21 protein-coding genes are annotated in these 24,170 nt (G+C 41.9%); 15 read left to right on the top strand and 6 right to left on the bottom strand.

All coding sequences use genetic code 11. The features are described from left to right. The first annotated feature begins 98 nt into the window (after positions 1-98). The 5 genes from QI031_RS02695 (at position 99) to QI031_RS02675 (ending at position 1,688) form a co-directional block, all read left to right on the top strand. Entirely contained in the window at positions 99-416 is a 318-nt protein-coding gene (locus tag QI031_RS02695; protein WP_343217864.1) for an LAGLIDADG family homing endonuclease, read from the top strand. Between the two features lie 22 nt (positions 417-438). Next, on the top strand, positions 439-645 hold the full coding sequence (locus QI031_RS02690; RefSeq protein ID WP_281483687.1) for a hypothetical protein: 207 nt from the start codon (positions 439-441) through the stop codon (positions 643-645). Beyond that, positions 645-992 (top strand): type II toxin-antitoxin system PemK/MazF family toxin, encoded by a 348-nt coding sequence (locus QI031_RS02685; protein WP_281483686.1) that lies wholly within the window; start codon positions 645-647, stop codon positions 990-992. The genes QI031_RS02690 and QI031_RS02685 overlap by 1 nt, the downstream gene beginning before the upstream one ends. Before the next feature lie 91 nt (positions 993-1,083). Further along, positions 1,084-1,314, top strand: a complete 231-nt coding sequence (locus QI031_RS02680) for a DUF433 domain-containing protein (protein WP_281483685.1) — start codon at positions 1,084-1,086, stop codon at positions 1,312-1,314. Then, entirely contained in the window at positions 1,311-1,688 is a 378-nt protein-coding gene (locus QI031_RS02675) for a DUF5615 family PIN-like protein (RefSeq protein WP_281483684.1), read from the top strand. The genes QI031_RS02680 and QI031_RS02675 overlap by 4 nt, the downstream gene beginning before the upstream one ends. 83 nt (positions 1,689-1,771) lie before the next feature. Here QI031_RS02675 and gltB read toward each other — a convergent pair whose 3' ends face one another. Further along, positions 1,772-6,430: a glutamate synthase large subunit gene (gene gltB, locus QI031_RS02670; protein WP_281483683.1), complete on the bottom strand. Its 4,659-nt coding sequence runs from the start codon at positions 6,428-6,430 to the stop codon at positions 1,772-1,774. Between the two features lie 773 nt (positions 6,431-7,203). Here gltB and QI031_RS02665 point away from each other — a divergent pair. The 9 genes from QI031_RS02665 to QI031_RS02625 all read left to right on the top strand — a co-directional run bounded on the left by QI031_RS02665 (position 7,204) and on the right by QI031_RS02625 (position 16,685). Further along, entirely contained in the window at positions 7,204-9,234 is a 2,031-nt protein-coding gene (locus tag QI031_RS02665; RefSeq protein ID WP_425526003.1) for a phosphodiester glycosidase family protein, read from the top strand. A 337-nt stretch (positions 9,235-9,571) separates the two neighbouring features. Next, complete coding sequence (locus QI031_RS02660) at positions 9,572-9,991, top strand: cupin domain-containing protein (protein WP_281485916.1); 420 nt, start codon at positions 9,572-9,574, stop codon at positions 9,989-9,991. 170 nt (positions 9,992-10,161) lie between these two features. Further along, positions 10,162-10,503 carry a HesB/IscA family protein gene (locus QI031_RS02655; protein ID WP_281483681.1) on the top strand — a complete coding sequence of 114 codons (342 nt, stop codon included), beginning with the start codon at positions 10,162-10,164 and terminating at the stop codon, positions 10,501-10,503. A 107-nt stretch (positions 10,504-10,610) separates the two neighbouring features. Beyond that, on the top strand, positions 10,611-10,994 hold the full coding sequence (rpsL, locus tag QI031_RS02650) for a 30S ribosomal protein S12 (RefSeq protein ID WP_281483680.1): 384 nt from the start codon (positions 10,611-10,613) through the stop codon (positions 10,992-10,994). 357 nt (positions 10,995-11,351) lie between these two features. Beyond that, entirely contained in the window at positions 11,352-11,822 is a 471-nt protein-coding gene (gene rpsG, locus QI031_RS02645; protein ID WP_281483679.1) for a 30S ribosomal protein S7, read from the top strand. Between the two features lie 118 nt (positions 11,823-11,940). Next, entirely contained in the window at positions 11,941-14,019 is a 2,079-nt protein-coding gene (gene fusA, locus QI031_RS02640) for an elongation factor G (protein ID WP_281483678.1), read from the top strand. 22 nt (positions 14,020-14,041) lie between these two features. Further along, positions 14,042-15,271 carry an elongation factor Tu gene (gene tuf, locus QI031_RS02635; RefSeq protein ID WP_281483677.1) on the top strand — a complete coding sequence of 410 codons (1,230 nt, stop codon included), beginning with the start codon at positions 14,042-14,044 and terminating at the stop codon, positions 15,269-15,271. Between the two features lie 142 nt (positions 15,272-15,413). Then, positions 15,414-15,731, top strand: coding sequence for a 30S ribosomal protein S10 (gene rpsJ, locus QI031_RS02630; protein ID WP_010998474.1), 318 nt, complete (start codon positions 15,414-15,416; stop codon positions 15,729-15,731). Positions 15,732-16,034: 303 nt separating this feature from the next. Continuing rightward, positions 16,035-16,685: an LON peptidase substrate-binding domain-containing protein gene (locus QI031_RS02625; RefSeq protein WP_281483676.1), complete on the top strand. Its 651-nt coding sequence runs from the start codon at positions 16,035-16,037 to the stop codon at positions 16,683-16,685. Positions 16,686-16,734: 49 nt separating this feature from the next. Here QI031_RS02625 and pheA read toward each other — a convergent pair whose 3' ends face one another. The 3 genes from pheA to QI031_RS02610 form a co-directional block, all read right to left on the bottom strand. Then, on the bottom strand, positions 16,735-17,610 hold the full coding sequence (gene pheA / locus QI031_RS02620; RefSeq protein ID WP_281483675.1) for a prephenate dehydratase: 876 nt from the start codon (positions 17,608-17,610) through the stop codon (positions 16,735-16,737). Positions 17,611-17,694: 84 nt separating this feature from the next. Then, positions 17,695-17,874: a hypothetical protein gene (locus tag QI031_RS02615; protein ID WP_281483674.1), complete on the bottom strand. Its 180-nt coding sequence runs from the start codon at positions 17,872-17,874 to the stop codon at positions 17,695-17,697. Between the two features lie 116 nt (positions 17,875-17,990). After that, entirely contained in the window at positions 17,991-19,676 is a 1,686-nt protein-coding gene (locus QI031_RS02610) for a glycosyltransferase family 39 protein (protein WP_281483673.1), read from the bottom strand. Positions 19,677-19,991: 315 nt separating this feature from the next. On the opposite strand from QI031_RS02610, the gene QI031_RS02605 reads away from it, so the two are divergent. Beyond that, positions 19,992-20,579, top strand: coding sequence for a DUF1997 domain-containing protein (locus QI031_RS02605; RefSeq protein ID WP_281483672.1), 588 nt, complete (start codon positions 19,992-19,994; stop codon positions 20,577-20,579). 52 nt (positions 20,580-20,631) lie between these two features. On the opposite strand, the gene QI031_RS02600 is transcribed toward QI031_RS02605, so the two are convergent. Together QI031_RS02600 and rne are read right to left on the bottom strand one after the other, a co-directional pair. After that, on the bottom strand, positions 20,632-21,294 hold the full coding sequence (locus QI031_RS02600; protein WP_281483671.1) for a ribonuclease HII: 663 nt from the start codon (positions 21,292-21,294) through the stop codon (positions 20,632-20,634). A gap of 8 nt (positions 21,295-21,302) precedes the next feature. Beyond that, entirely contained in the window at positions 21,303-23,399 is a 2,097-nt protein-coding gene (gene rne / locus QI031_RS02595; protein WP_281483670.1) for a ribonuclease E, read from the bottom strand. Positions 23,400-24,170 lie beyond the last annotated feature (771 nt).

The raw sequence follows: 24,170 nt of genomic DNA, 5'->3' as shown, positions 1-24,170 counted from the left end.
TCTTTGATGGTGAAGGTTCTTTGATAGTTAATAAATGCCCGAATGGATTATGGTCTCCGAGAATAAGAATTGGTCAAAGAAGTGATGATCAATAAGTTCTGAATTTCATTCAAAATACTCTACATATAGGTTATGTTACTCGTCCTTACGCAACACAGAAAGGAAAGCCAGTAACTTATTATCAAGTGAGTAACAATAAACAATTAGTAGAGATAGTTGTTCCCTTATTTGAACTTTATCCTCTGCGTTCTAAAAAAGCTAAAGAGTATTTAATATGGAAAGAAGAAGTTCTGCGTAAGTACAGCTATTTCCTCAATGGAATCCCTATAAAAGCAACAAAAGAAGAAATAGAACTGACTCAAAAGTCTATTTTAATGCTAAATAAATTGCGTGAATATAATGATTTTGAACTATAACAGAATTTAAAATTTATTAAATATGAATACTAAACTTGTTGAATCGTTATTGCAAATAATCCTATCTCTCTCTGATGAAGAGCGCATACTCTTAGAAGAAAAACTATTTTTTGATTCATCGCAGCCTTTAACCAGTGACTTAATGCACCTTGCTCAAGCTGGCGGAGCTTTTGAATTTCTTAATGAAGAACCAGACATATACACTTTGGATGATGGGGAACCTATCTAATGTCTTTGCAAAAGGGAGATATTGTCTTAGTTCCATTCCCTTTTACGGACTTGAGAGAAACTAAATTACGCCCTGGTTTAGTTTTATGGGTAGATGGAAATGGTAATGATGTTACTCTATGTTTCATTTCATCTCAAAATGTCACTAAGATAGCTCCAGAAGAATTTATTTTGGATACTTCAGATTCAGATTTTGCTACTACTGGATTACGAGTAATTTCTAAGGTAAGAGTGACTCGAATTGTTACAGTTGAGCAGAGATTAATTACCAGACGTATAGGTAAATTAGCAATAAGTCAACTTCAGCAGCTAAATACAGTGATGAGCCAAGCTTTTCAGTTGACATAATCTTAAAGTTATCGTAACGCTAGCTAAAAGAGCGATCGCAGCACCACACATCCTAAAATAAAATTAACTAAAATTTCCAACAAACCCAACCATGACTAACTGGCAAGAACGCATCAGCATCAACCCAAATGTGTGTCACGGTAAAGCATGTATTAAAGGTACACGCATTATGGTATCTGTAGTCCTTGATAATCTTGCTGATGGGCTGACCTTTGAAGAAATCGTCACAGATTATCCACCATTAACTTTAGAAGATGTCAAAGCTGCTATTGCCTATGCAGCAGAACTAACCAGAGAAGAGGAACTGTTACCACTACGATGACAAAAATGTTAGTGAAACTTGACGAAAACATGGCACAAAGCCACGTTGAGTTTTTACAACAATCTGGTTATAACGCTGAACGTGTCACGGATGAAGGGCTATCTGGTGCGAAAGATGAAGTTGTTTGGCAAGAAGTCTGTGCTGAGGAAAGATTTTTTATTACTCTTGATTTAGATTTTTCTGATGTTCGCCGTTTTCCAACAGGTTCGCATCCGGGTATTCTATTATTGCGATCGCGCAATCGTAGCCGTCAAGCTGTGGTAAAAATTTTAACTCGCGTTATAAATGAACAACCTTTAGAAGCTTTAAAAGGTTGTCTTGTGGTTGCAGATAAAATCCAGACAAGAATCCGTCGTCCATTTCAAAACTCATAAATTTTAATGGAAAAAGAAAGCTACAGATTTAAGCGTGGGAACTAAATTAAATCTGTAGCTTTCTTAATATCAATTTAGTATGACTAAACTGTACTTAGCTGTTCTTGTTTAGCATCTGCTTCTGCACTACTTGCTTCTGAAGGCGGAACCAATTGCCAAAACTTAGGCAAATATGCTTGCCAATTTTGCAGAATCATCTTCGCTTTTGGTGAACCTGTACGTATTGCATGAGTTTCGATTAACTCTTGTAATTGTTTTTCACCTGCTTCTGTAGTTACCCGTTGGATTTTGACAATTTCTGGGTTAACTAACTCAGGGAATGAGTTATCTTCATCTAAGAAATATGCCAGTCCGCCAGTCATGCCAGCTGCTACGTTACGTCCTACTTTGCCAAGAACAACAATCACCCCACCAGTCATATACTCGCAACAATGATCTCCAGCGCCTTCAAGGACTGCTATGCCTTTAGAGTTTCGCACAGCGAAACGTTCTCCTGCTAAACCATTGGCAAACAACACACCACCTGTAGCACCATAGAGGCAGGTATTGCCAACTATGACATTTTGTGCAGGGTTATAGGTAGCATTGGCAGGAGGTTTAATAATGATTTCGCCGCCGTGCATTCCTTTACCTACATAGTCGTTGGCTTCTCCTTCTAGGGTAAGAGTCATACCTGGGAGGTTGAAAGCACCAAAACTTTGACCAACGCTACCTGTAAATTTGAGATTAATTTGTCCTTCAAAGCCGCTATCGCCATACTGAGAAGCGATCGCACCTGCTAATCTTGCACCAACTGTTCTATCAGTGTTGACTATTGGTAGTCTTTTAGTAACACTAGACTGATTTTTAATGGCAGCTTGAATTTCTAGATCAGCTAGCAATTGATCGTCTACAACCACACCGTTGCTATGAACTTCTTCATGGATCAACCAGCTACGGTTTTCTTTAGTATCTGGTAGCTGAAGCAAACAATTGAGGTTCAACGCTTGCGTTTTGGTAAGTTTGGCATCTTGTCGTGCTGTCAATAAATCCGCACGCCCAATAATTTCTGATAGAGAACGGTAGCCTAGTTTAGCTAGAAGGCTACGCACCTCTTGCGCCACGAAATAGAAGAAATTGACAACATGTTCTGGTGTACCACTAAAGCGCTCACGTAGTTCTGCTTTTTGGGTAGCAACGCCCACAGGACAGGTATTCAGGTGACAAACTCGCGCCATCACACATCCTTCGGCAATCATGGCGATGGAACCGAAGCCAAATTCTTCGCCGCCCATCAATGCACCGATGATTACATCCCAGCCAGTTTTGAAACCGCCATCTACACGTAAAATCACGCGATCGCGCAGACTATTTTGCATCAAAACACGATGCACCTCACTCAACCCTAGTTCCCACGGTGAACCAGCGTGTTTAATCGAACTTAGTGGTGATGCCCCTGTACCTCCATCGTGACCAGAAATTTGGATGATGTCGGCGTTTGCCTTAGCCACACCCGCTGCGATTGTGCCAATGCCGATTTCTGCAACTAACTTAACTGACACCTGCGCCTTGGGATTAATTTGGTGCAAATCAAAAATTAGCTGTGCTAAATCTTCAATAGAATAAATATCATGGTGGGGTGGTGGTGAAATTAGCGTCACACCGGGCTTAGAGCGTCTTAACGTTGCAATGTACTGACTTACTTTCGGCCCTGGCAGTTGTCCGCCTTCTCCAGGTTTTGCACCTTGAGCGATTTTGATTTCAATTTGTTTAGCACTGCTCAAATATCCTGGCGTTACCCCAAAGCGCCCCGATGCGACTTGCTTGATGAAGCTAGAAGCAGTATCACCATTCCGCAATCCTTTTAAGTGCGGTAGAGTGGGCGAGTGACCAGATTCGTCTACATCATCCAAGACTTTGTAACGGACTGCATCTTCACCACCTTCTCCAGAGTTAGATTTACCACCCATGCGGTTCATCGCGATCGCTAATGTTTCATGGGCTTCCCGCGATAAAGCGCCTAAAGACATGCCGCCAGTGCAGAAACGCCGGACAATTTCCACTACTGACTCTACCTCTTCTTCAGGAATTGGTGAGCGATCGCTTTGAAAGTCTAACAAGTCACGCAATGCTGTGATGGGTCTACCTTGCAGGTATTGTTTATAAACTTCGTAGTGATCATAGTTTTTGGCATCCACAGCTTTATGCAACGCCTTCGCCATTTCTGGGCTGTTCATGTGATATTCGCCACCACGTCGGTACTGGACAAAGCCCAAGTTTTCTAACTTCTGGGTTGTCAGTTCCGGGAAAGCCTTACTGTGGAAGGAAAGCACTTCCACAGCTAGTTCACTAATACTCAAACCACCGATGCGGGAAGCTGTACCACGGAATCCCAGCTCTAATAAATCTCCACCGATGCCAATAGCTTCAAATATTTGTGCTGCTTGATAGCTGGAGAGTAGAGAAATTCCCATTTTGGAGAGAATTTTTAATAAACCTGACTCTACAGCTTGGCGATAATTACCTATGGCTTGTTCTTGGGAACAGGCGGCAATTTTACCCCGTTCCATAAACTGTTGTGTTTTAGGATCTAACCACCAATCACGTACAGTATCTAAAGCCATATAGGGACAAACTGCACCAGCCCCATAGCCAATCAGACAAGCAAAATGATGGGTACTCCAGCATTGAGCAGTGTTGACAATCAGGGATGCTTTCATTCGCAAACCTTCACGGATCAGGTGGTGATGTACAGCACCTACCGCTAACAAAGGAGGAATATAAGTATGTTCAGTACTGAGTGTAAAACCTTGACGATCAGAATCGCTCAAAATCAAAATTTTCGCTCCAGCCCTAACCGATTCTGCTGCTTGTGCTTGCAAAGACTGTACGGCTGCTTTTAATCCTTCTGGACCGCTGGCAATTTCAAATAAAGTTGACAACTCAGCTGTTGCAAAACCTGACAATTTAATCGCGTCCAATTCTGCCTCTGTCAACACTGGTGATTCCAGCTTTAACCTGCGAGCATATTCTGGCTTTGGTTCTAATAAGTTACCTCGTTCACCTAGTTCAACTTTCAAGGACATCACCAGCTTTTCCCGTAAGGGATCAATTGCTGGATTTGTCACTTGAGCAAAGCGCTGTTTGAAATAATCATAAAGCAGGTGAGGTTTTTGGGACAGCACAGCTAAAGGAATATCATCCCCCATACAGAAAGTCGGCTCTTTGCTTTCTGCGGCCATTGGTTGAATGACCATTTCTACATCTTCTGTGGTGTAGCCAAAGGCAATTTGATGGCGGAGTAAGTTTTGTCTATCAATAGTCAATTGTCCTTTGCCGTTGCCATTACCATTGCCATTGGCTAATGCAGAATGATCAATGATTAATGACTTTAATTCTTGGCGATATTTTTGCAACCATTCCCCATAAGGTTGTTGCCTAGCGATACGCTGCTTAATCTCCCAGTTCTTCAACACTTCATGGCTGACTAAATCCACCGCAATCATTTGTCCAGGGCCAAGTCTGCCTTTTTCAATAATGTTGGCTTCTGGAAAATCTACTACACCTGCTTCTGAAGCCACGACGATGTAATCATCTTTAGTGATTGCGTAACGAGCTGGTCTTAAGCCATTACGATCTAGTGATGCACCGACTTTTTTTCCGTCGCTAAATACTAAAAGTGCTGGCCCATCCCACGCTTCTTGTAAACCGCTGTAATATTCGTAAAAATCGACAATTTCTGGATATTTACTTAAAGATGGCTGATTTTGGTAAGCTTCTGGAACCATAAACATCAAAGCTTCCAAAGGGCTACGTCCAGAACGCACCAGTAACTCCAGCACATTGTCTAAAGTGGCTGAATCGCTGTTATCGATATGGACTAAAGGCTTGAGTTCGCTAATGCGATCGCCCCATACTGGATGATTGAGACTGGCTTCTCGCGCCATCATCCAATTGATGTTACCCAACAAGGTGTTAATTTCGCCATTGTGACCCAAAAGCCGCATCGGTTGAGCTAAAGGCCATTTGGGCATGGTATTGGTACTAAAGCGGCGGTGATAAACTGCAAACGCACTTTTGTAAGCCGGATTTTTTAAATCTTCATAAAAGTTGCCCAACACAGCAGAACGCACCATGCCCTTATAGACAATTGTGCGACTTGACAACGAGCAAACATAAAAGTCTTCTGAAATATCTTTTGCCGCTGTACTAATACGGCGGCGGGTAATATACAAATGCCGTTCTAGTTCATCGCCACTTTTTTCAGCAGCAGCTAAAAAAACTTGTTCTATCTGGGGTTGATTTTCTTTGGCTTGGACTCCCAGTAAATTAGGCTGCACTGGTACTACTCGCCAGCCCAGTACAGTTAATTTTTCTTGCTTGGCTATTTGCTCAACTGCTAATCTAGCTTTTTGAGCTAATTCTGCATCTGGCGGTAAAAATATCATCCCCACAGCTAAATTGCTAGGAGATAAATCTTTGATCTTAACTGGAGAATAATCTAGTTGGAACAACTCCCAAGGAATAGCTGTCAAGATCCCTGCACCATCACCAGAGTCTTGGTCTGCACTACAACCGCCCCGGTGTTCTAAGCAAGTCAAAGCAGCTAAAGCTTTAACCAAAACTTCGTGACTCTCATGATTTTGGCGATGAGCAATGAAACCCACACCACAGGCATCTCGTTCATCTACTAACCATCTTTGTCCTTGGTAGGTATCCGAAAATGTCATTGTTTGTAATTGATTCATCGGTTGATCATTCATAGCCCATCCCTGAAATAATGTGGAGTCACAAATTTTGCCAGTACTTGTGAGGAAAAATTACTAAATTTCGTTCTTAAAAAAAATACATAAAGTTACCGAAATTTAGGGAAAAAAAATTTTAACTTCGGTTTTTCTTTTTGATTTACCCGTGTTAAAATAGCTGCGTTATTTTTTTGTGTGTTTATGCTGTGTAAAACAAACTACCTTTGCCCTGACAGTCTTTTATTTATATCGTGAAGCTATGTATTTTCTCAATTCTTTATTTTCCAGATGAAAGCTATTTTTTAAATAAAGGATGTTTTGCCTTACCTGTAACAAAACTCAAACTAAACGCTTTACTGTTTTTAAAACTTACAATTATCCTGATTCAGCAATAAAATCAGCGTATTACACTAAATGGCCATTTGACAATTCCTAAATATTTCTCTTGTCTATAGTTTTGCTGTTTATTTGTCGTCATCGGTGTTAATAAAAACTAAACTTCACTTCAGTACCCAACAATAACAACTATTGTCTAGTAAGAAACAGCTTGATCAAGCTGCTATAACCAAGACTAATTGTGTATAGTCTGGTAGGAAAATAATCTTAGTCAAAACAGTTACTTACTGTAGTTTCTATAGCGCAAGTGGTTGGCTAAATTGGATGAGAGACAATAAGCCAATATATATAATATCATTTTTATTCAAAAGTTAAATCATGATTTTTTAATATTTGCCAATAACTTTAGTTAACCTATTTTTTGGGCGATCGCTTTCAACAATACCTAGTAAATTATGGTAAAAATGCCGAATTACTGCTGCCAACAAGACCACAGTGCTTTGACTAATCAAGGTAATGCCAACAACAAACCGCCAAAATGGCGTGTAAGTAGGTTGTTTTGGGCTATTGTGCCGCCAATAATTGCCACAGTATTATGCTTATCTAGCACCCATACTACAAACGCTCAAAAGCCTCCAACAAACGCCAAACCAACTCCAGCAAAAACTCCACAATCTTTTGCCGGAAATCAAATTTCCCTCAATGGTCGTATCGTACCAGGAGCTTGGTTACAGCGATCGCTAACCACAGGTAAAGTTAAAACTCATATCAGTGACGGAGTACTCAGACAATTAATCGGCATAGATTTATTAAGTAGCAGTAATCCAGCTAGGCAACCAATAGATTGGTTTTCATCAACTAAGCGACCAATTTTAGCTGCCCAATTGTTGGGAGGATATCGCTATTTAGACATTACTAATTTTGCTCAAACAGCCGGATGGCAGCTGCAAGCCAATGGCAATATTTTGGTAATTGCCATCCCTAAAGCACAAGTGAAAAATATTCTTCAAAGCCAGCAACCCTCAGAGAAAAGCGTTGCACCTTTGCAGAGCGATCGCATTGTTGTAGATTTAGATCGCCCAACTCCTTGGCAAGTTTCACAAGGTTTACCCATCAAAAAGCCTCAACTTCCAACCTTAGATCCCGATATTCCCACCCCTAAATCTACTACGCCACCGAATAGAGAGTGGACAGTTACCTTAGATGGAATAGCCGATCCCCTCTTAGTTCAACGCTATACTCCCCTACCACCACCGCCGCCATCACTGCCAGATTTGCTCAAACAACTACCAGCAATACCAGATCCTGATGCATTAATTCAACAAGTAGAGGTGGTCAATAACCAAACAATCATTCATTTAAGCGTTCCCTTCGGCATGTCTCCCCGGATTAGCACTGTAGCTAACCCCAATCGCCTGATGATTGACATTCGTCCCGATGCCATGCTGCCGCGGGATATTACTTGGGCATCGGGATTACGCTGGCGACAACAATTTATCAATTTAGATGCAGAAAGCTTTCCTGTAGTTTGGTTAGAAGTCAATCCCCGCAAAGTTGGAATTACATTAAAACCTATTCGGGCAAATTCCGATACTTTAACAGGTATTGCGCCCTTAATTCAAACAGCACAGCAGTACTTAGCAGCAGCGGCAATTAATGGTGGTTATTTTAACCGCAATAATAAATTACCCTTAGGTGCAATTCGTCGAGATAATCAATGGTTATCAGGCCCTATTCTTAATCGGGGCGCGATCGCCTGGAATGATTCTGGACAATTTTATTTCGGTCGTCTGACTTTACAAGAAACTTTAGTTGCTCCCAACAACCTGCAATTACCAATTTTGTTTCTCAACAGCGGCTACGTACAAAGTGGTATTGCCCGCTACACTCCAGCTTGGGGAGCTAGTTATACGCCCCTGAGTGACAACGAAATTATTCTTGTAATTAACAAAAACCAAATTATCCAACAGTTACCAGGAGGTAAAGCTAGTGAAACTGCCGTTCCTATTCCCCCAGATGGCTATCTATTAACTTTACGCAAAAATGCTGCTAGTACTGCATCACAGTTACCAATTGGTACTACAGTCAGTATTTCTAGTAACACTACCCCTGCTGACTTTAACCGTTACCCTTACATTGTCGGAGCCGGGCCATTGTTAGTACAAAACAATCAAATTGTCCTTGATGCCAAAAGCGAGAAATTTAGCGATGCTTTTATTGCCGAAAAAGCTATTCGTAGCGGTATTTGTACAACTGCAACAGGCACACTAATGATTGCTGCGGTGCATAATCGCGCTGGTGGGGCAGGCCCTAATTTGGCAGAACATGCTCAACTGATGAAGCTTTTAGGTTGTGTAAATGCCCTAAATTTAGACGGTGGTAGCTCTACCAGTCTTTATCTAGGAGGACAACTACTCGACCGTTCTCCTAATACCGCTGCTCGTGTCCACAACGGCATTGGGATTTTCCTACAACAAAAGCAATGAATGAAGAGCAAGGGGAGCAGAGGAGCACGGGAGCAGGGAGCAGGGGAGAATAACAAATAATAATTAATCTCCCATGCCCCATGCCCCATGCCCCATTCCCCATTTCTCATTTCCAATCATTTTTTAAAGTTTAGAACAAGCAGCCATTTTGCTGGATGAAGACTTGATGTAGACTCGACAGTTTTAGTAGTAATTCTTTACACCACAAAGTCTGATTTTGCTATCTTTAGCAAGGTGGAATTGAATTGCTGATTTTCACGGTTGCAAGATTGCGCCAGATTTTTCCATCAGTTGTTAAGAATAATGACGGTTTGTTATGTCTTTAAATGAGGTAACTATGGCTCAATATCAAGAAACCACACAAATTAACACTCTGCCCCTACCCACCGCGCTCACTGCCAGAGGCGTTGCTGCAACTGAACTACGTCCTTGGGGTTCTTTTACTGTGTTGGAAGAAGGGCGTGGATATAAAATCAAGCGTATCGAAGTTAAGCCAGGACACCGTCTCAGTCTGCAAATGCATCACCACCGCAGCGAACATTGGATTGTCGTCTCTGGTACAGCTAGGGTAACTTGTGGCGAGCAAGAAATTCTGTTGGGCAATAATCAATCAACTTATGTACCTCAGTGTACATCTCATCGTTTAGAGAATCCTGGCGTAATTTCCTTAGTTTTAATTGAAGTGCAAAATGGCGAATACTTGGGCGAAGATGATATTATCCGCTACCAAGACGACTATGCCCGTACCGGAAATTAAAACTGATATAATATTCATAGGGCTACAATTGGGAGCTAAAAATTAAATATTTTTTTGTGCAAATTATCTGAATTAATCACAGCACGTCAAGTATCCCTGCCTATTTTAGGTGGGGATATTTAGTGCGATATACTTTTTAAGATGGGGTTTGAATTGCCAAAACAAGTTTTATGATTAATCTAAGTCAAACAGCGGCAAATGAAATCAGAAGATTAAAGTCAAACCAACAGCCAAATATCTTATTTAGATTAGCGGTTAAAGCGGGTGGTTGTTACGATTGGTTTTATGATATGTCTTTTGATGAAACAGTAGAAATTAGCGATCGCGTTTTTGACTTGAATGGCATTCAAGTAGTCGTAGATGCTGAAAGCTTAGATTACGTCAACGGTTTGGCCGTAGATTATTCAGAAGACTTGATAGGCGGTGGTTTTCGCTTCCATAATCCCCAGGCGATCGCCACCTGTGGCTGTGGTAATTCTTTCTCTATCACTGCACCAAATGCTATTGATTGAGAAAAAATTTAAAAATAACATAATAATTTGACATATAGTTAAAAAAAAAGATATAATCAGGATTTGTTAAAACTTAGACCACTAAGCAGCTTCACGCGCTGTAACTCATGCCAACAATACAGCAACTCATACATAATCAACGCGAGAAAGCGCGTCAGAAAACCAAGTCTCCAGCTCTGAAGCAATGCCCACAACGCCGGGGTGTTTGTACTAGAGTATACACGACTACACCGAAAAAACCTAACTCAGCTCTACGTAAAGTAGCGAGAGTCAGGCTTACTTCTGGATTTGAAGTCACAGCTTACATCCCCGGAATTGGCCACAACTTGCAAGAGCATTCTGTGGTAATGATTCGTGGCGGTCGGGTTAAAGATTTACCAGGCGTAAGATACCACATTATTCGTGGCACGCTAGATACAGCCGGAGTCAAAGACCGCAAACAAGGACGTTCCAAGTACGGAACGAAGCGCCCAAAAGAGGCTACAAAATAAAACAGAGACGATTAATCGTGATTGATGCGATTAACCGTTCTCTAAAAGTGTGAGCGAAGAAACAAAAACTAGCTGTGCTGACTTTTTCAATAAAATCCAGCTACACCCTTGAGTTAAGTGAGCAAGTGTAGGTAATTTTTAAGTAGTATCCGATCAGTGCTACAGCATTTTAATCCCAAATATAAGGCTTTTAAATGCTGTTGCCTTGTATGTCCAGTTGCAAGCAGCCAGACCATAGCTCACCTTTGCTGCAACTGTAGAGAAAAATTAACTAAGTCTAGACAGCGATCGCTGCCTAAAGATCCAGTGTCTGATAGCATATAATTTCGTTGCCAAATCCGCATTAAAGGTTGAAGTATGTCTCGTCGTGGTGTTATTCAAAGGCGGCCAGTTCCGCCTGACTCTGTATACAACAGTCGCCTTGTGAGCATGATAATCCGGCGAATTATGCATCATGGGAAAAAATCTCTAGCCGCACGTATTGTTTATGATGCTTTAAAAACTATTGAAGAACGTACCGGCAGCGCTGCTTTGGAAACCTTTGAAAGAGCAGTGCGAAATGCCACACCTTTAGTAGAAGTCAAGGCTCGCCGAGTTGGTGGGGCAACCTACCAAGTACCAATGGAAGTACGTTCAGATCGGGGTACTACTCTGGCGCTACGTTGGCTAGTACAATTTTCTCGGTCGAGACCAGGCCGCACAATGGCCAGTAAGTTAGCTAACGAGTTAATGGATGCAGCCAATGAAAGCGGTAACGCAATTCGTAAACGCGAAGAAACACACCGGATGGCGGAAGCCAACAAAGCCTTCGCACATTATCGTTACTAAGGGAAAAAGCGATATATCGCGAATTTACAAAAACCAAGACGGTTTTCCGTAAAAGTATAGAATCTTAACAAAGAGTAATATACAAGATATCATGAGGCAAAAACTATAGGAGGCTACTGTGGCACGTACGATCCCGCTAGAGAGAGTACGCAATATCGGTATTGCGGCGCATATAGATGCGGGCAAGACAACGACAACCGAGAGAATATTGTTTTACTCTGGCATAATTCATAAAATTGGTGAAGTTCATGAAGGAACTGCCGTAACCGACTGGATGGATCAGGAGCGGGAAAGGGGAATTACTATTACTGCTGCTGCTATCAGTACCAGCTGGAAAGATCATCAAATTAACATTATCGATACTCCAGGTCACGTTGACTTCACAATTGAAGTTGAACGTTCCATGCGCGTGTTGGATGGTGTAATCGCAGTATTTTGTTCTGTGGGCGGTGTGCAACCGCAATCAGAGACAGTGTGGCGACAAGCAGACCGCTATAAAGTGCCTCGAATCGCTTTTGTTAACAAAATGGATCGTACAGGCGCGAACTTTTATAGAGTTCACGAGCAAATGCGCGATCGCCTGCGGGCTAATGCTATTGCCATTCAACTACCAATTGGTAGTGAAACTGAGTTCCGAGGAATCGTTGATCTAGTACGTAATTGTGCCTATATTTACAACAACGATCAAGGAACTGATATTGAAGAAACAGAAATTCCAGCAGAATTGCAAGAAAAAGCAAAAGAATACCGCACCAAGCTGATAGAAGCTGTGGCGGAAACTGATGACAATCTGATGAATAAGTACTTCGAGGGAGAAGAACTTACAGAAGAGGAAATTCGTTCTGCTCTGCGTAAAGGTACAACGGCGGGAACGATTGTACCAGTACTTTGTGGTTCTGCATTCAAAAACAAAGGCGTACAGTTGATGTTGGATGCAGTTGTAGATTATCTACCTGCGCCAACTGAAGTACCACCAATTCAAGGCACACTGCCGAATGGCGAAACTGTAGAGCGTCGGGCTGATGATGACGAACCTTTGTCAGCGCTGGCATTCAAGATTATGGCTGACCCTTATGGCCGCCTAACCTTTGTTCGCGTTTATTCTGGTGTGCTGAAAAAAGGTAGCTATGTCCTCAACGCTACCAAGAACAAGAAAGAACGGATTTCTCGTCTGGTGATTTTGAAAGCAGATGAACGACTTGATGTCGATGAAATGCGGGCAGGAGATTTAGGAGCAGCATTAGGATTGAAAGACACCTTAACAGGTGACACTATTACTGATGAAGCATCGCCAGTAATTCTGGAATCTCTATTTATTCCTGAGCCTGTAATCTCAGTGGCGGTTGAACCCAAAACTAAGAATGACATGGATAAGCTCTCCAAAGCTCTGCAATCTCTCTCAGAAGAAGACCCAACCTTTCGTGTCCACGTTGATCCGGAAACCAACCAAACGGTAATTGCCGGAATGGGAGAGCTGCACCTGGAAATTCTGGTAGACCGTATGTTACGCGAATTTAAAGTGGAAGCAAATGTCGGTGCGCCGCAAGTAGCATATCGCGAAACAATTCGTAAGCACGTCACCAAAATAGAAGGGAAATTCATCCGTCAAAGTGGTGGTAAAGGCCAATACGGTCACGTTGTTATTGATCTGGAGCCAGGAGAACCTGGTAGCGGTTTTGAATTTGTTTCCAAGATAGTCGGTGGTAGCGTACCCAAAGAGTACGTCGGCCCCGCAGAACAAGGAATGAAAGAAAGCTGCGAATCGGGTATTTTAGCCGGTTATCCACTGATTGATGTCAAAGCAACACTGATTGATGGGTCATACCACGATGTAGACTCTTCAGAAATGGCTTTCAAAATCGCTGGCTCAATGGCGATGAAAGAGGCAGTAATGAAAGCCTCACCAGCTCTCTTAGAACCTATGATGAAAGTTGAGGTCGAAGTTCCCGAAAACTTCCTTGGGGATGTTATGGGCGACCTCAATTCACGTCGTGGACAAATTGAGGGCATGGGATCTGATGATGGTCTTGCCAAAGTAACTGCTAAAGTCCCATTAGCAGAAATGTTTGGTTATGCCACTGATATCCGGTCGAAGACCCAAGGTCGGGGTATCTTCTCTATGGAGTTTAGCCATTACGAAGAAGTGCCTCGCAACGTGGCTGAGGCAATCATTGCAAAAAGCAAAGGGAACGCTTAATTAGAAAAGGAAACGAGCATTCATGGCACGCGCAAAGTTTGAAAGGAATAAACCTCACGTTAATATCGGTACTATTGGCCACGTTGATCATGGTAAAACTACATTAACAGCAGCTATTACCATGACCTTAGCGGCTCTTGGTCAAGCGGTTGGTAGAGGTTACGATCAAATCGATAACGCACCCGAAGAAAAGGCGCGGGGTATTACCATCAATACAGCCCACGTTGAGTACGAAACCAGTAATCGGCACTATGCTCACGTAGACTGCCCCGGACACGCTGACTATGTGAAAAACATGATCACCGGCGCTGCCCAAATGGATGGTGCAATCCTTGTGGTTTCGGCTGCTGATGGTCCCATGCCCCAAACCCGCGAACATATCCTGTTAGCAAAGCAGGTGGGTGTACCTAGTCTAGTTGTCTTCTTAAATAAAGAAGACATGGTAGATGATGCTGAACTACTAGAGTTAGTAGAACTAGAAGTCCGGGAACTATTAAGTGCCTATGATTTCCCTGGCGACGATATCCCCATTGTTACAGGCTCCGGTCTCAAAGCACTGGAAAAAATGACTACTAACGCCAAGACACAACGGGGAGAAGATGAGTGGGTAGATAAAATCTATGCATTAATGGATGCTGTAGATTCATACATCCCCACACCTGATCGCGCTGTTGATAAGCCCTTCCTAATGGCTGTAGAAGACGTATTCTCGATCACAGGTCGGGGTACGGTCGCTACCGGTCGGATTGAACGCGGTAAGGTAAAAGTCGGCGATACAGTGGAATTGGTGGGTATTAGAGATACTCGCAACACCACTGTTACTGGAATCGAGATGTTTAAGAAGAGTCTTGATGAAGGTATGGCTGGAGATAATGCAGGTGTACTACTGCGGGGTATCCAAAAAACTGACATTGAACGGGGTATGGTAATTGCTAAACCCGGTTCGATTACACCTCACACTCAATTTGAAGGTGAAGTGTACGTACTGACCGAAAAAGAAGGTGGTCGCAAAACTCCATTTTTCTCTGGCTATCGTCCTCAGTTCTACGTGCGGACAACCGATGTAACTGGCACTATCAAAGCTTTCACTTCTGATGATGGCAGCGAAGCAGAAATGGTAATGCCAGGCGATCGCATCAAAATGACAGTAGAACTAATTAATGCGATCGCAATCGAGCAAGGAATGCGCTTCGCTATTCGTGAAGGTGGTCGTACCATCGGTGCTGGTGTTGTCTCCAAAATCTTGAAATAGCACTTTTTGCCCCGATAATAAAGGAGTAGAGATGGTACAAAACCCTTTCTGCTCCTTTCTCTTCCCTCTCCCAATAAAATGACAGGTTACAGCTTTATGTACGTAACCTGTACCCTTAATATCAGAACCTAGAAAATTAAAGATGGCAACTCTACAGCAGCAGAAGATTAGAATACGTTTACAGGCTTTTGACCGTCGTTTATTAGATACATCTTGCGAGAAGATTGTAGACACGGCTAACCGGACTAACGCTACAGCTATAGGACCGATTCCTTTACCAACAAAACGCAAAATCTACTGCGTACTGCGATCGCCTCACGTAGATAAAGATTCGCGAGAACACTTTGAAACCCGTACCCATCGTCGGATTATAGACATATATCAGCCTTCTTCTAAAACTATTGATGCTTTGATGAAACTTGATTTACCCTCAGGTGTAGATATTGAAGTCAAATTGTAATTAGTCAGTGGTCAGCGATGCACTGAGTTTCGACACTTCGACAGGCTCAGTGCAGCGCTGCGCGGCAGTTGAGCGTAGCCGAAACTCAACTACCGCGTAGTCGAAGTGTGGTCAGTTGTTAGTTACAGAAAAGCAATTGACCACTAACAACTGAAATTTTTTAGTATGAATATTTACCTAGCTCTGAAGAAATTTCTTTAGGGCTTTTTATTGCCTAGGAAACAAATGATAGAATGTAAACAGAGTACGGGAAAAGCAGAGAAGAATAAATTTGTTAAAGATTAAATTTATACCAAGGTAACAATGACATCCTCTTCTAAAATTGCAGTCCGCGAACTACCTCTGTTCCCGTTACCCGAAGTAGTTCTTTTTCCGACTAGACCATTACCCCTGCACATCTTTGAATTTCGCTACCGAATCATGATGAACACGATTTTGGAAAGCGATCGCAGGTTTGGGGTCTTAATGGTCGATCCAGTTCAAGGTACGATAGCGAACGTTGGTTGTTGTGCAGAAATCATTCATTACCAACGCTTGCCAGATGACCGGATGAAAATGTTGACTTTGGGACAGCAAAGGTTTCGTGTCTTAGAGTATGTTCGGGAAAAGCCTTACCGCGTTGGTTTGGTAGAGTGGTTAGAAGACCAGCCCCCAAGTCAAGACTTACGACCTTTTGCTTCTGAAGTAGAACAACTACTGCGGGATGTCGTGCGTCTTTCAGCTAAGTTAACCGAACAAAATATTGAATTGCCAGAAGAATTACCCGATCTACCAACAGAGCTATCTTATTGGGTAGCCAGTAATCTCTATGGTGTAGCCGCAGAGCAACAATCACTATTAGAAATGCAAGATACTATTGCTCGGTTGGAAAGAGAAGCAGAAATTTTGACTACTACTCGTAATCACTTAGCAGCTCGTTCTGTGTTGAAAGATACTTTTAATCAGAATCCATGAGGAGTCATTAGTCATTAGTCAGAACTTTTCACAATTGACTGATTACTCCTTACTGCATAGCGCCAATTGATAAAACATTATAAGCGCCCAAAATTTTTAAAACTTCTGTGTAAATATTTAGTTCTGCTAAAGCCGATTGGACTCGTGCTTCCCTTGCATCTGCTTCTATATCAATAAAAAACAAGTATTCGCCTAGCGATCGCTTGGTTGGACGAGACTCAATTCGGCTAAGATTAATTTCTCGTTGAGCAAATACTTGTAGGAGTTTAACCAATGCTCCTGGTACATTGGCTGGTAGGCTAAAAGCCAGCGAAGTATGGGTTGCATGAACTGAAGATGTTTGTTTAATAGCCTCTGCTCCTACCTTACTTACCACCCAAAAACGAGTACAGTTTTCTGGGTAGTCGTTAATATTACTAGCTAGTATAGGCAAATTGTAAAGTTGGGCTGCTCTAGTAGATGCGATCGCAGCTGTTGTTAATTCTTGCTCTAGTCTTTGTAGGGCTTCAGTTGTAGAATTGGCAGGAATTAGCTGTACATTTGGCAGAAACTGCTCTAACCACCCCTGACATTGGGCTAAAGCTTGTGGATGTGAATAAACAGTTTTAATGTTATCTACACCAGTTGCACAGGAAATTAAGGCATGAGCAATAGGCATGACTAAAGCTAACTGAATTTGCAGATTTTCTAACTGCCAAAGTGTATCCATCGTCATGGTTACACTGCCTTCAATAGAATTTTCCACTGGCACAACAGCTAATTGAGTGTGTCCAGCCGCAACAGCTTGGAGTGACTGAGCAATACTAGGATAAGGGCATAAAGTAGCTGCAATTCCTGTATTTTCAGCTAGCCAGTTAACATAGAAAACTGCTGCTTGTTCTGCGTAAGTGCCAGGAGGCCCTAAATGGGCAATAGATATGGTCAAGTCGCTTTGCTCCAATTAAAAATTATTAATTAAAAATTGTAAAACGCTTGCGGACTCGCTACCGCACCGAGAAGCACTATAAAGTTATTCTTCTCCAAAAGTATTTGTTTCCGTCTTATTGCTTTTCATCAGCAGTTCTTTAATGATGGCGGAATGCTGACGAGTAGCTTTCGCCTTTTGGGTTAATGGTTTTGCTGACAGGGTTTGTTTATGTTTATTCATCCGTGCTGCTAGGCGGTCTGTGAGAAAAGCTTTCTCCTCCAATGCTCTAAAAGCGATCCACAGCGCTTCTTCAACAGAATCAGATCACAATAAGATCATGTCTGATCATTTTTTGATTTCAATATAGCAGTGTTGGTAACAACAGATCATAAAATATGTCATGTTGCACAATGATAAAGTTTGTAACTGTATTCACCAGCAGATTTACCGTACTGGTTGTCAATAACACAGTGCTGCGATTCCAGATCAACTTGAGTCCGGAACTCGACTAACCATAAATCTAAAGGTCTGGGAATTTCAGTAAGTTGTTCATCAAACGTTTGTATCGCCTGGGTATAATCTTGTGTATCTGAATCTTGGTGAGCCAAGAAAAACTGGACATTTTGAGCAGGTAGGTGTAAAAATTCCCAGGCTAACCCCATCATTCTGCCGGTTTGCCCATGATGTAAATGAGTAGTGGCAATTAGTACATTGGAGTGAGATGCTTTTTGGATCACAGCTGCAAGAAGATCAGGGCGTTGATTTTGCAAGTAGCCTAGATTCCAAGTTGCTGTTACTCCTCCAAACATTGCCATTAGCCAAATTATACTGACTACTACTTTCCCATTTACCAACGGATGCAGTTTGAAATTTTGTAATCGCTGCCAACAGCCTGCTAATGCAGCACCTAATAGTAAAATTATGGTTGGTGCACAGATAAATTGGAAACGAGCAGCCAAGGTTAAGTCCATCTCTAGACCATAAGTGAAGCATAAGCACAAAGCGATCGCCCCAATTACATATCCAATCAATATTTGTATTGCTAGATCAGTATCATGGTTATGCTGCTGGATTTTTAGCCCATTTACAAGATGAGGCAGACTCCAAAGCAAAAATAGCAAGGTGACTACACCAGAAACAATCACAATTGCCACGGGTAAGTTTGTGATTGCTGAAGGTAACAAAAATAGCATACTAAGTATCCAAAGTAGTAGCCGTCCTATTGGTTCTAACCATCTCACATGAGGATTGCTACTTGCTACCCAGGTTGTCAGTTCATTACCAGGAATATTTTTGATAGTTGGTATCCAGACAAGACATCCCATCAGAGTACCTACAGCAACTATTCCGATACGCCATAAATTAGATTGCATCGATTCTTTCTGTTTTCTGTTGTGCCAAATTTGCCTCAATAATACAAAGCCTTCAGCACAAAGAGTTAAAGTAAAAAAGTAATGGGTTGCTACCCCCAAAGTATTGCTTACTACCCAGGCAAATACTATCCAAAGTGGTAAAGATTGTTGGCGATGAAGACTTTGAACTGTTTTAACAAAACAACATAGAGAAGCAATTACTAACAAAATTACCAAGGTGTAATGACGTGCATCTCTAGCCAAGAAAATAGTGTAGGGTGAAACTGCCATCATTGCTGCCGCCATCTGCCCAATTAATTTGGAACGAAAGGCTAAATAGCCAAAGCCAAACATAGCAGGAATTGATACTATCCCAAATACAGCACTGAGCGATCGCGCTGCCCAAATAGAAGTTAGCTCTCCTATGGAAGAAAACCATTTCATCCAAAAGTGGGACAATACAAAATAGACTGGGGGATGAGTACTTTCATGCAATAAATGCTCGATAACTGCATTGATTCCTACAGTAGGTATAGCTTTTAGTGGCTGTAACAACACATCCGAACTAATGACCTGATTAAGTGGTACTGTATGAAAACTATTACCTAAGCTAAAAACTATCGTTGCACACTCATCAGTCCAAGGAGGTAGAGATGTCAAACGCCAAAAGCGTAGACAAGTGCCAATAGCCAACCATAGTAGTATTAGCAATAGATGATAGCGGTTTTTCATTAACGCGATGTCAAATTAATTTAGTTCAAAAATTACTTTTTTCAACAACAGTAAAGCCTGATTAAATCGTGATATAAGTTATGTTTTAAAGTAATTGCCATTAGCTAAATAATTACCTATCGGTTGATTGATAATTTATCTCTCTAAAGTTAGTAAACATAATTTTTAAATCTATCTAAATGATGAATGAGAACTATAAATAAATCTACTTATTCAAATAAACCAACCCAAGATAAATATTTTTGCTCAATTAAAATTAATAAATATAAAAAAATCATGAATAATAGAGATATATAACAATTACTTCCTGCAACTATGGCTACCAAGTTCACAGCCTCCCAATCGGTAGAAATTACTGTTCCACAGCAGCCTATTCCTATCCAGCATTACTTGCGTCAGCCTCAACGTTTGGTTAATACCTTGGTGGACAGTCGACGGATTCAGCAGCTTTCAAAGGAAGTATTTCGTTTGAAAATGCGTCCTCTGACTTTTATGTCCCTAAGTCTTCAACCTACTGTAGACATGAAAGTCTGGGCAGAATCAAATGGAACAATTTTTTTGCGGTCAGTAGGTTGTGAAATCCTTGGTTTTGAGTATGTTAATCAGCGCTTTGCTTTAAATTTACAAGGACATTTGTCTCCCTATCAGTTCAATACTGGTACTCGTCTACAAGGAAAAGCCGATTTAGAAGTGCAAGTGGAATTGCCACTACCATTTTCTTTAACTCCCAAACCCCTTTTAGAAGCAACTGGCAATGGTTTACTCAAGAGTGTGTTGTTGACAATTAAACAACGGTTGCTACATCAACTACTAGCAGATTATCGTCACTGGGTAATCTCGCAAACAAAAGAAAAAGCTTTAGATGATGAAAATGGTGAATTACCAATTTTTAACATAGAGTAATTTTTGTAATCAATGAATTGGTTGTAGGGGCGTACATGTATATGTCATGCCCCTACTGAATTTGGCAAGGACGAAAGGACTTGCGATGTAAGGGTGAGGGACCGTATTCTTGCAGTGCCACCAAATGCTTTTGACTACCATAACCCTTGTTATGTATTATGTCGTATTTAGTGTACTTGGATGCCAGACGCATCACCAAAGCGTCACGCCAAACTTTAGCCATAATACTAGCAGCAGCAATATTAAGCGATCGCTCGTCTCCCTTAACTATTGTTTGTTGTGGTACAGGCAAGTCCTTCATTGGCTGATTGCCATCAACCAAGCAGATTACAGGCTGTACCTTGAGTTTGAGTACAGCCCGCTTCATTGCTAACAATGTAGCTTGCAAAATGTTTATTTGGTCGATTTCGGCAGTGGAAGCAAAACCGATTTTCCAATCAATTGCTAGGGTAGAAATTAGCTGTGCCATTTGAGTTCGACGAGAACTAGACAACTTTTTACTATCTTTAATCCCAGCTGCCATTAGCTCTGATATAGCACAAGGTGGTAGTATCACTGCTGCTGCTACTACAGGGCCAAATAAAGCACCTCGTCCGACTTCATCCACCCCCACAATTAAACCTGAAATGCCTAATAAATTAGAGGACAACTCCAGCCAATTTGATCCACTTAAGGATGCTAGCGAATGAAGAGCGTCATGCCGTGTCTCAACCATAAAATAAATTAATTATCATCTGCGGTAGATGTATCGTCTAGCGCAGATGAACGACGACGGCGACGACGGTTGCCTATAGAAGTGCTGCTAGCTTCAGTTTCCTCTGTATTGGTGAAACCTCCAACAGGGTTAGCTTCAAACTCTTCTGGCTTTAATGCATCTTCTGGTAAAGATTTCTGCTTTGTTTCAATTTGTAATGTGTTCGTATTTACATCAATACTTTCTCTTTTTGTTTTAGTAACAGTTGATTCTGCATCTAATTCAGCAGGCACATTTGGTAGTTGTCCAGGCTGAACAATGTTAATAATTACGGACTTAGGATTTTTGACCTCTTGCTCTAACTTCACTAAAGGAGAAACTCCCATCAAGGCAAAAACATCCTGTTCTGGAATGGTCATTTCTACAGTCCTAATCTCCGGTGGTTCTACCACTGGTTTAATTGGCTCTACCTTGGTAACTTTATGACGTTCTGCCCGTTCAGTCCAACCGGATTTACCAAGATTAGGTAAGGGGATATCTGGTGTAGACTCTAGCTCTGCCTCAGCATCTAAGTCTAAATCTGGCTCATTATCAAAAGCTAATGGATGAGTATTAATCCGGGTTTCATCTTTTCCGTTCGTCCCATTGATGCCAATCCGACTACGGCGAGTGCGAGTACGACGCTTGTTGTTATCGCCGAGTTCTTGATAACTAGGATGATTGATTAAATTCAAGGCGCTCACGTCAGAGTCACCATCAAATCCTTCTTGGAAGGCATCGTAGTTTTCCCGTGTTTCTGTGATGCGAGCAGCGGGTAAACGTGGTTCTTTATGAGGCAGAGATACAAAGCGCTCTGGTATTTCTACTGGTGTTGGTAATCGGTTTTCGTTTTCTCCAGGTAGATGCACAATATGTCCTAAACCGCCACAAGTAGGACATGTTTCACCGAACAATTCGTAAATATTTTGACCTTGGCGCTTACGGGTAAGTTCTACCAAACCCAATTCAGTCAATTGGGCAATTTGGGGACGAGCTTTGTCTGCTTTCAGCGCTTTGTTAAAATGCTCTAGAACTTGCAATTGGTCGCGCCGCAATTCCATATCAATGAAGTCAACAACAATTACCCCAGCAACATTTCGCAGACGTAACTGACGGGCAATTTCCGTGGCAGCTTCACAGTTAGTCCATAAAACTGTTTCTCTGGCTGTTGCCGATCGCGTAAAAGAACCAGAGTTCACATCAATTACCGTTAATGCCTCAGTCGGCTCAATAATGACATAACCTCCAGAGGGCAAGTCTACCCTGGGTTTGAGGGCTTCTCGAATTGCGGCATTGATGCGGAAGTACTCTAAAATTCCAGAGCGATCGCGATGATGGTCAATTAACAATCCTTGCGGTGTTTGACCTCCACTCCAATTCTGCAAATATTGCTTGACCCGCTTCAAGCCAGTACTAGAATCCACAACAATCCGATTGACATCTGCACCATACATATCCCGTAATACACGCTGGATAAAGTCATCATCTCGATTGAGTAATGCCGGGGCACGAGTGGAGTGTGCTTCTTGCTGAATGGCTTCCCATTGCTTTTGCAGCACCTCCAAATCTTCCATAATCGCTTCTTCTGGTTTGCCTTCTGCTTCTGTACGCACTAGCAAACCCATTCCTGCCGGCTTAACCAAAATTGCCAATGCCCGTAAACGGTTACGCTCACTTTCATTCTTGATCCGTCGGGATAAATTTACACCTCTACCATAAGGCATCAGCACTACGTAGCGTCCGGGCAAAGTAATATTACCTGTGAGCCTAGGGCCTTTCGTTCCCGTTGGTTCTTTCATCACTTGCACCAACACTTTTTGTTGTGGTGCTAATAGTTCTGTAATTGCGGCAGCTGTACGCTTGAGCTTCAAAGGCCCCAAGTCAGTCACATGAATAAAACCGTTACGCTCTGGATCACCAATATTGACAAAGGCCGCATCTATCCCAGGTAAGACATTTTCTACTACACCTAAATAGATATCACCTATTTGGTGATGACCGGTGGCCACAACGAGTTCTTGTATTTGATCTTCAGAAAAGACAGCGGCAATTTGATGCTGCTCCGCGATAATAATTTGTTTTGGCATTCAATTTCCTCAAAAATTGGCAGCACTAATTGGCTTGGGGGTTTGTTATGCCTCTCACCCCTGCCAGCCCTAAAAGGTGCCGCTTGTAATAAATATTGTGGATTCAAGCTCAAAGTTAAGGAGCTATTGACTAAGAAATTGCGTTTACACGCCTGATTATTCCAGAACGGCTGCATATTGTTTAAGCAAATAAATCAACCGTCTGTGGTTGATTTTTGATGCGATACCTTCACCATCTAGGGATTAGGTATTCAGCAGTTGTTTTAAAAAGCATAGAGTCAGAGGTGCCGACGGAGCTTATTGTTAGTTACTAGTTCACAAGATAGCTATCAAGAGAGAGTGTTCTTTGATCTGCCTGCTGTTTGTCTGGGATAAAATCCTAGAAGTTACACTCTAATATCTTTGCTTCCGCACCCTGAGTACCAGAGTAGTGAACCAGTTCATTCAATGCAGCGCCAGAAAATTTCTCTTCATCTGATTCTAACGCAACCTTACTGAAAATCAATTCCCATGATCTTCCACATTAAGGGAACTACTAGCAAGTTACCCTTCAGGGATTATACTCGCGAACTACTACACATTGACCTGCGGTACAATGGAAGTTTTCCAATTAATCAGGAACTGCCTTTAGAACTCCATAGCTTTGTTGGTCTTATATTCCCTCCAAGGGCAAGAGTCCTTCCAAGACACAAATTTTGGTAACAATCATAACTAGCTACTTTGACCGTTTAGTTTTCACGATACTGATTGCTTAACTTTCGCAATCGTTGC

This window comes from Halotia branconii CENA392, assembly GCF_029953635.1.
GTDB classification, from domain to species: Bacteria; Cyanobacteriota; Cyanobacteriia; order Cyanobacteriales; family Nostocaceae; genus Halotia; species Halotia branconii.
The sequence above is the reverse complement of the archived record's forward strand: the minus strand, read 5'-3'. Positions and strand labels throughout refer to the sequence as shown.

Excerpts from the sequence above, each read along its gene's own strand:
- QI031_RS02690 (WP_281483687.1), top strand. The coding sequence starts at position 439 with ATGAATACTAAACTTGTTGAATCGTTATTGCAAATAATCCTATCTCTC.
- QI031_RS02685 (WP_281483686.1), top strand. The coding sequence starts at position 645 with ATGTCTTTGCAAAAGGGAGATATTGTCTTAGTTCCATTCCCTTTTACG.
- QI031_RS02680 (WP_281483685.1), top strand. The coding sequence starts at position 1,084 with ATGACTAACTGGCAAGAACGCATCAGCATCAACCCAAATGTGTGTCAC.
- QI031_RS02675 (WP_281483684.1), top strand. The coding sequence starts at position 1,311 with ATGACAAAAATGTTAGTGAAACTTGACGAAAACATGGCACAAAGCCAC.
- gltB (WP_281483683.1), bottom strand. The coding sequence starts at position 6,430 with ATGAATGATCAACCGATGAATCAATTACAAACAATGACATTTTCGGAT.
- QI031_RS02665 (WP_425526003.1), top strand. The coding sequence starts at position 7,204 with ATGGTAAAAATGCCGAATTACTGCTGCCAACAAGACCACAGTGCTTTG.
- QI031_RS02660 (WP_281485916.1), top strand. The coding sequence starts at position 9,572 with ATGGCTCAATATCAAGAAACCACACAAATTAACACTCTGCCCCTACCC.
- QI031_RS02655 (WP_281483681.1), top strand. The coding sequence starts at position 10,162 with ATGATTAATCTAAGTCAAACAGCGGCAAATGAAATCAGAAGATTAAAG.
- rpsL (WP_281483680.1), top strand. The coding sequence starts at position 10,611 with ATGCCAACAATACAGCAACTCATACATAATCAACGCGAGAAAGCGCGT.
- rpsG (WP_281483679.1), top strand. The coding sequence starts at position 11,352 with ATGTCTCGTCGTGGTGTTATTCAAAGGCGGCCAGTTCCGCCTGACTCT.
- tuf (WP_281483677.1), top strand. The coding sequence starts at position 14,042 with ATGGCACGCGCAAAGTTTGAAAGGAATAAACCTCACGTTAATATCGGT.
- rpsJ (WP_010998474.1), top strand. The coding sequence starts at position 15,414 with ATGGCAACTCTACAGCAGCAGAAGATTAGAATACGTTTACAGGCTTTT.
- QI031_RS02625 (WP_281483676.1), top strand. The coding sequence starts at position 16,035 with ATGACATCCTCTTCTAAAATTGCAGTCCGCGAACTACCTCTGTTCCCG.
- QI031_RS02610 (WP_281483673.1), bottom strand. The coding sequence starts at position 19,676 with ATGAAAAACCGCTATCATCTATTGCTAATACTACTATGGTTGGCTATT.
- QI031_RS02605 (WP_281483672.1), top strand. The coding sequence starts at position 19,992 with ATGGCTACCAAGTTCACAGCCTCCCAATCGGTAGAAATTACTGTTCCA.
- QI031_RS02600 (WP_281483671.1), bottom strand. The coding sequence starts at position 21,294 with ATGGTTGAGACACGGCATGACGCTCTTCATTCGCTAGCATCCTTAAGT.
- rne (WP_281483670.1), bottom strand. The coding sequence starts at position 23,399 with ATGCCAAAACAAATTATTATCGCGGAGCAGCATCAAATTGCCGCTGTC.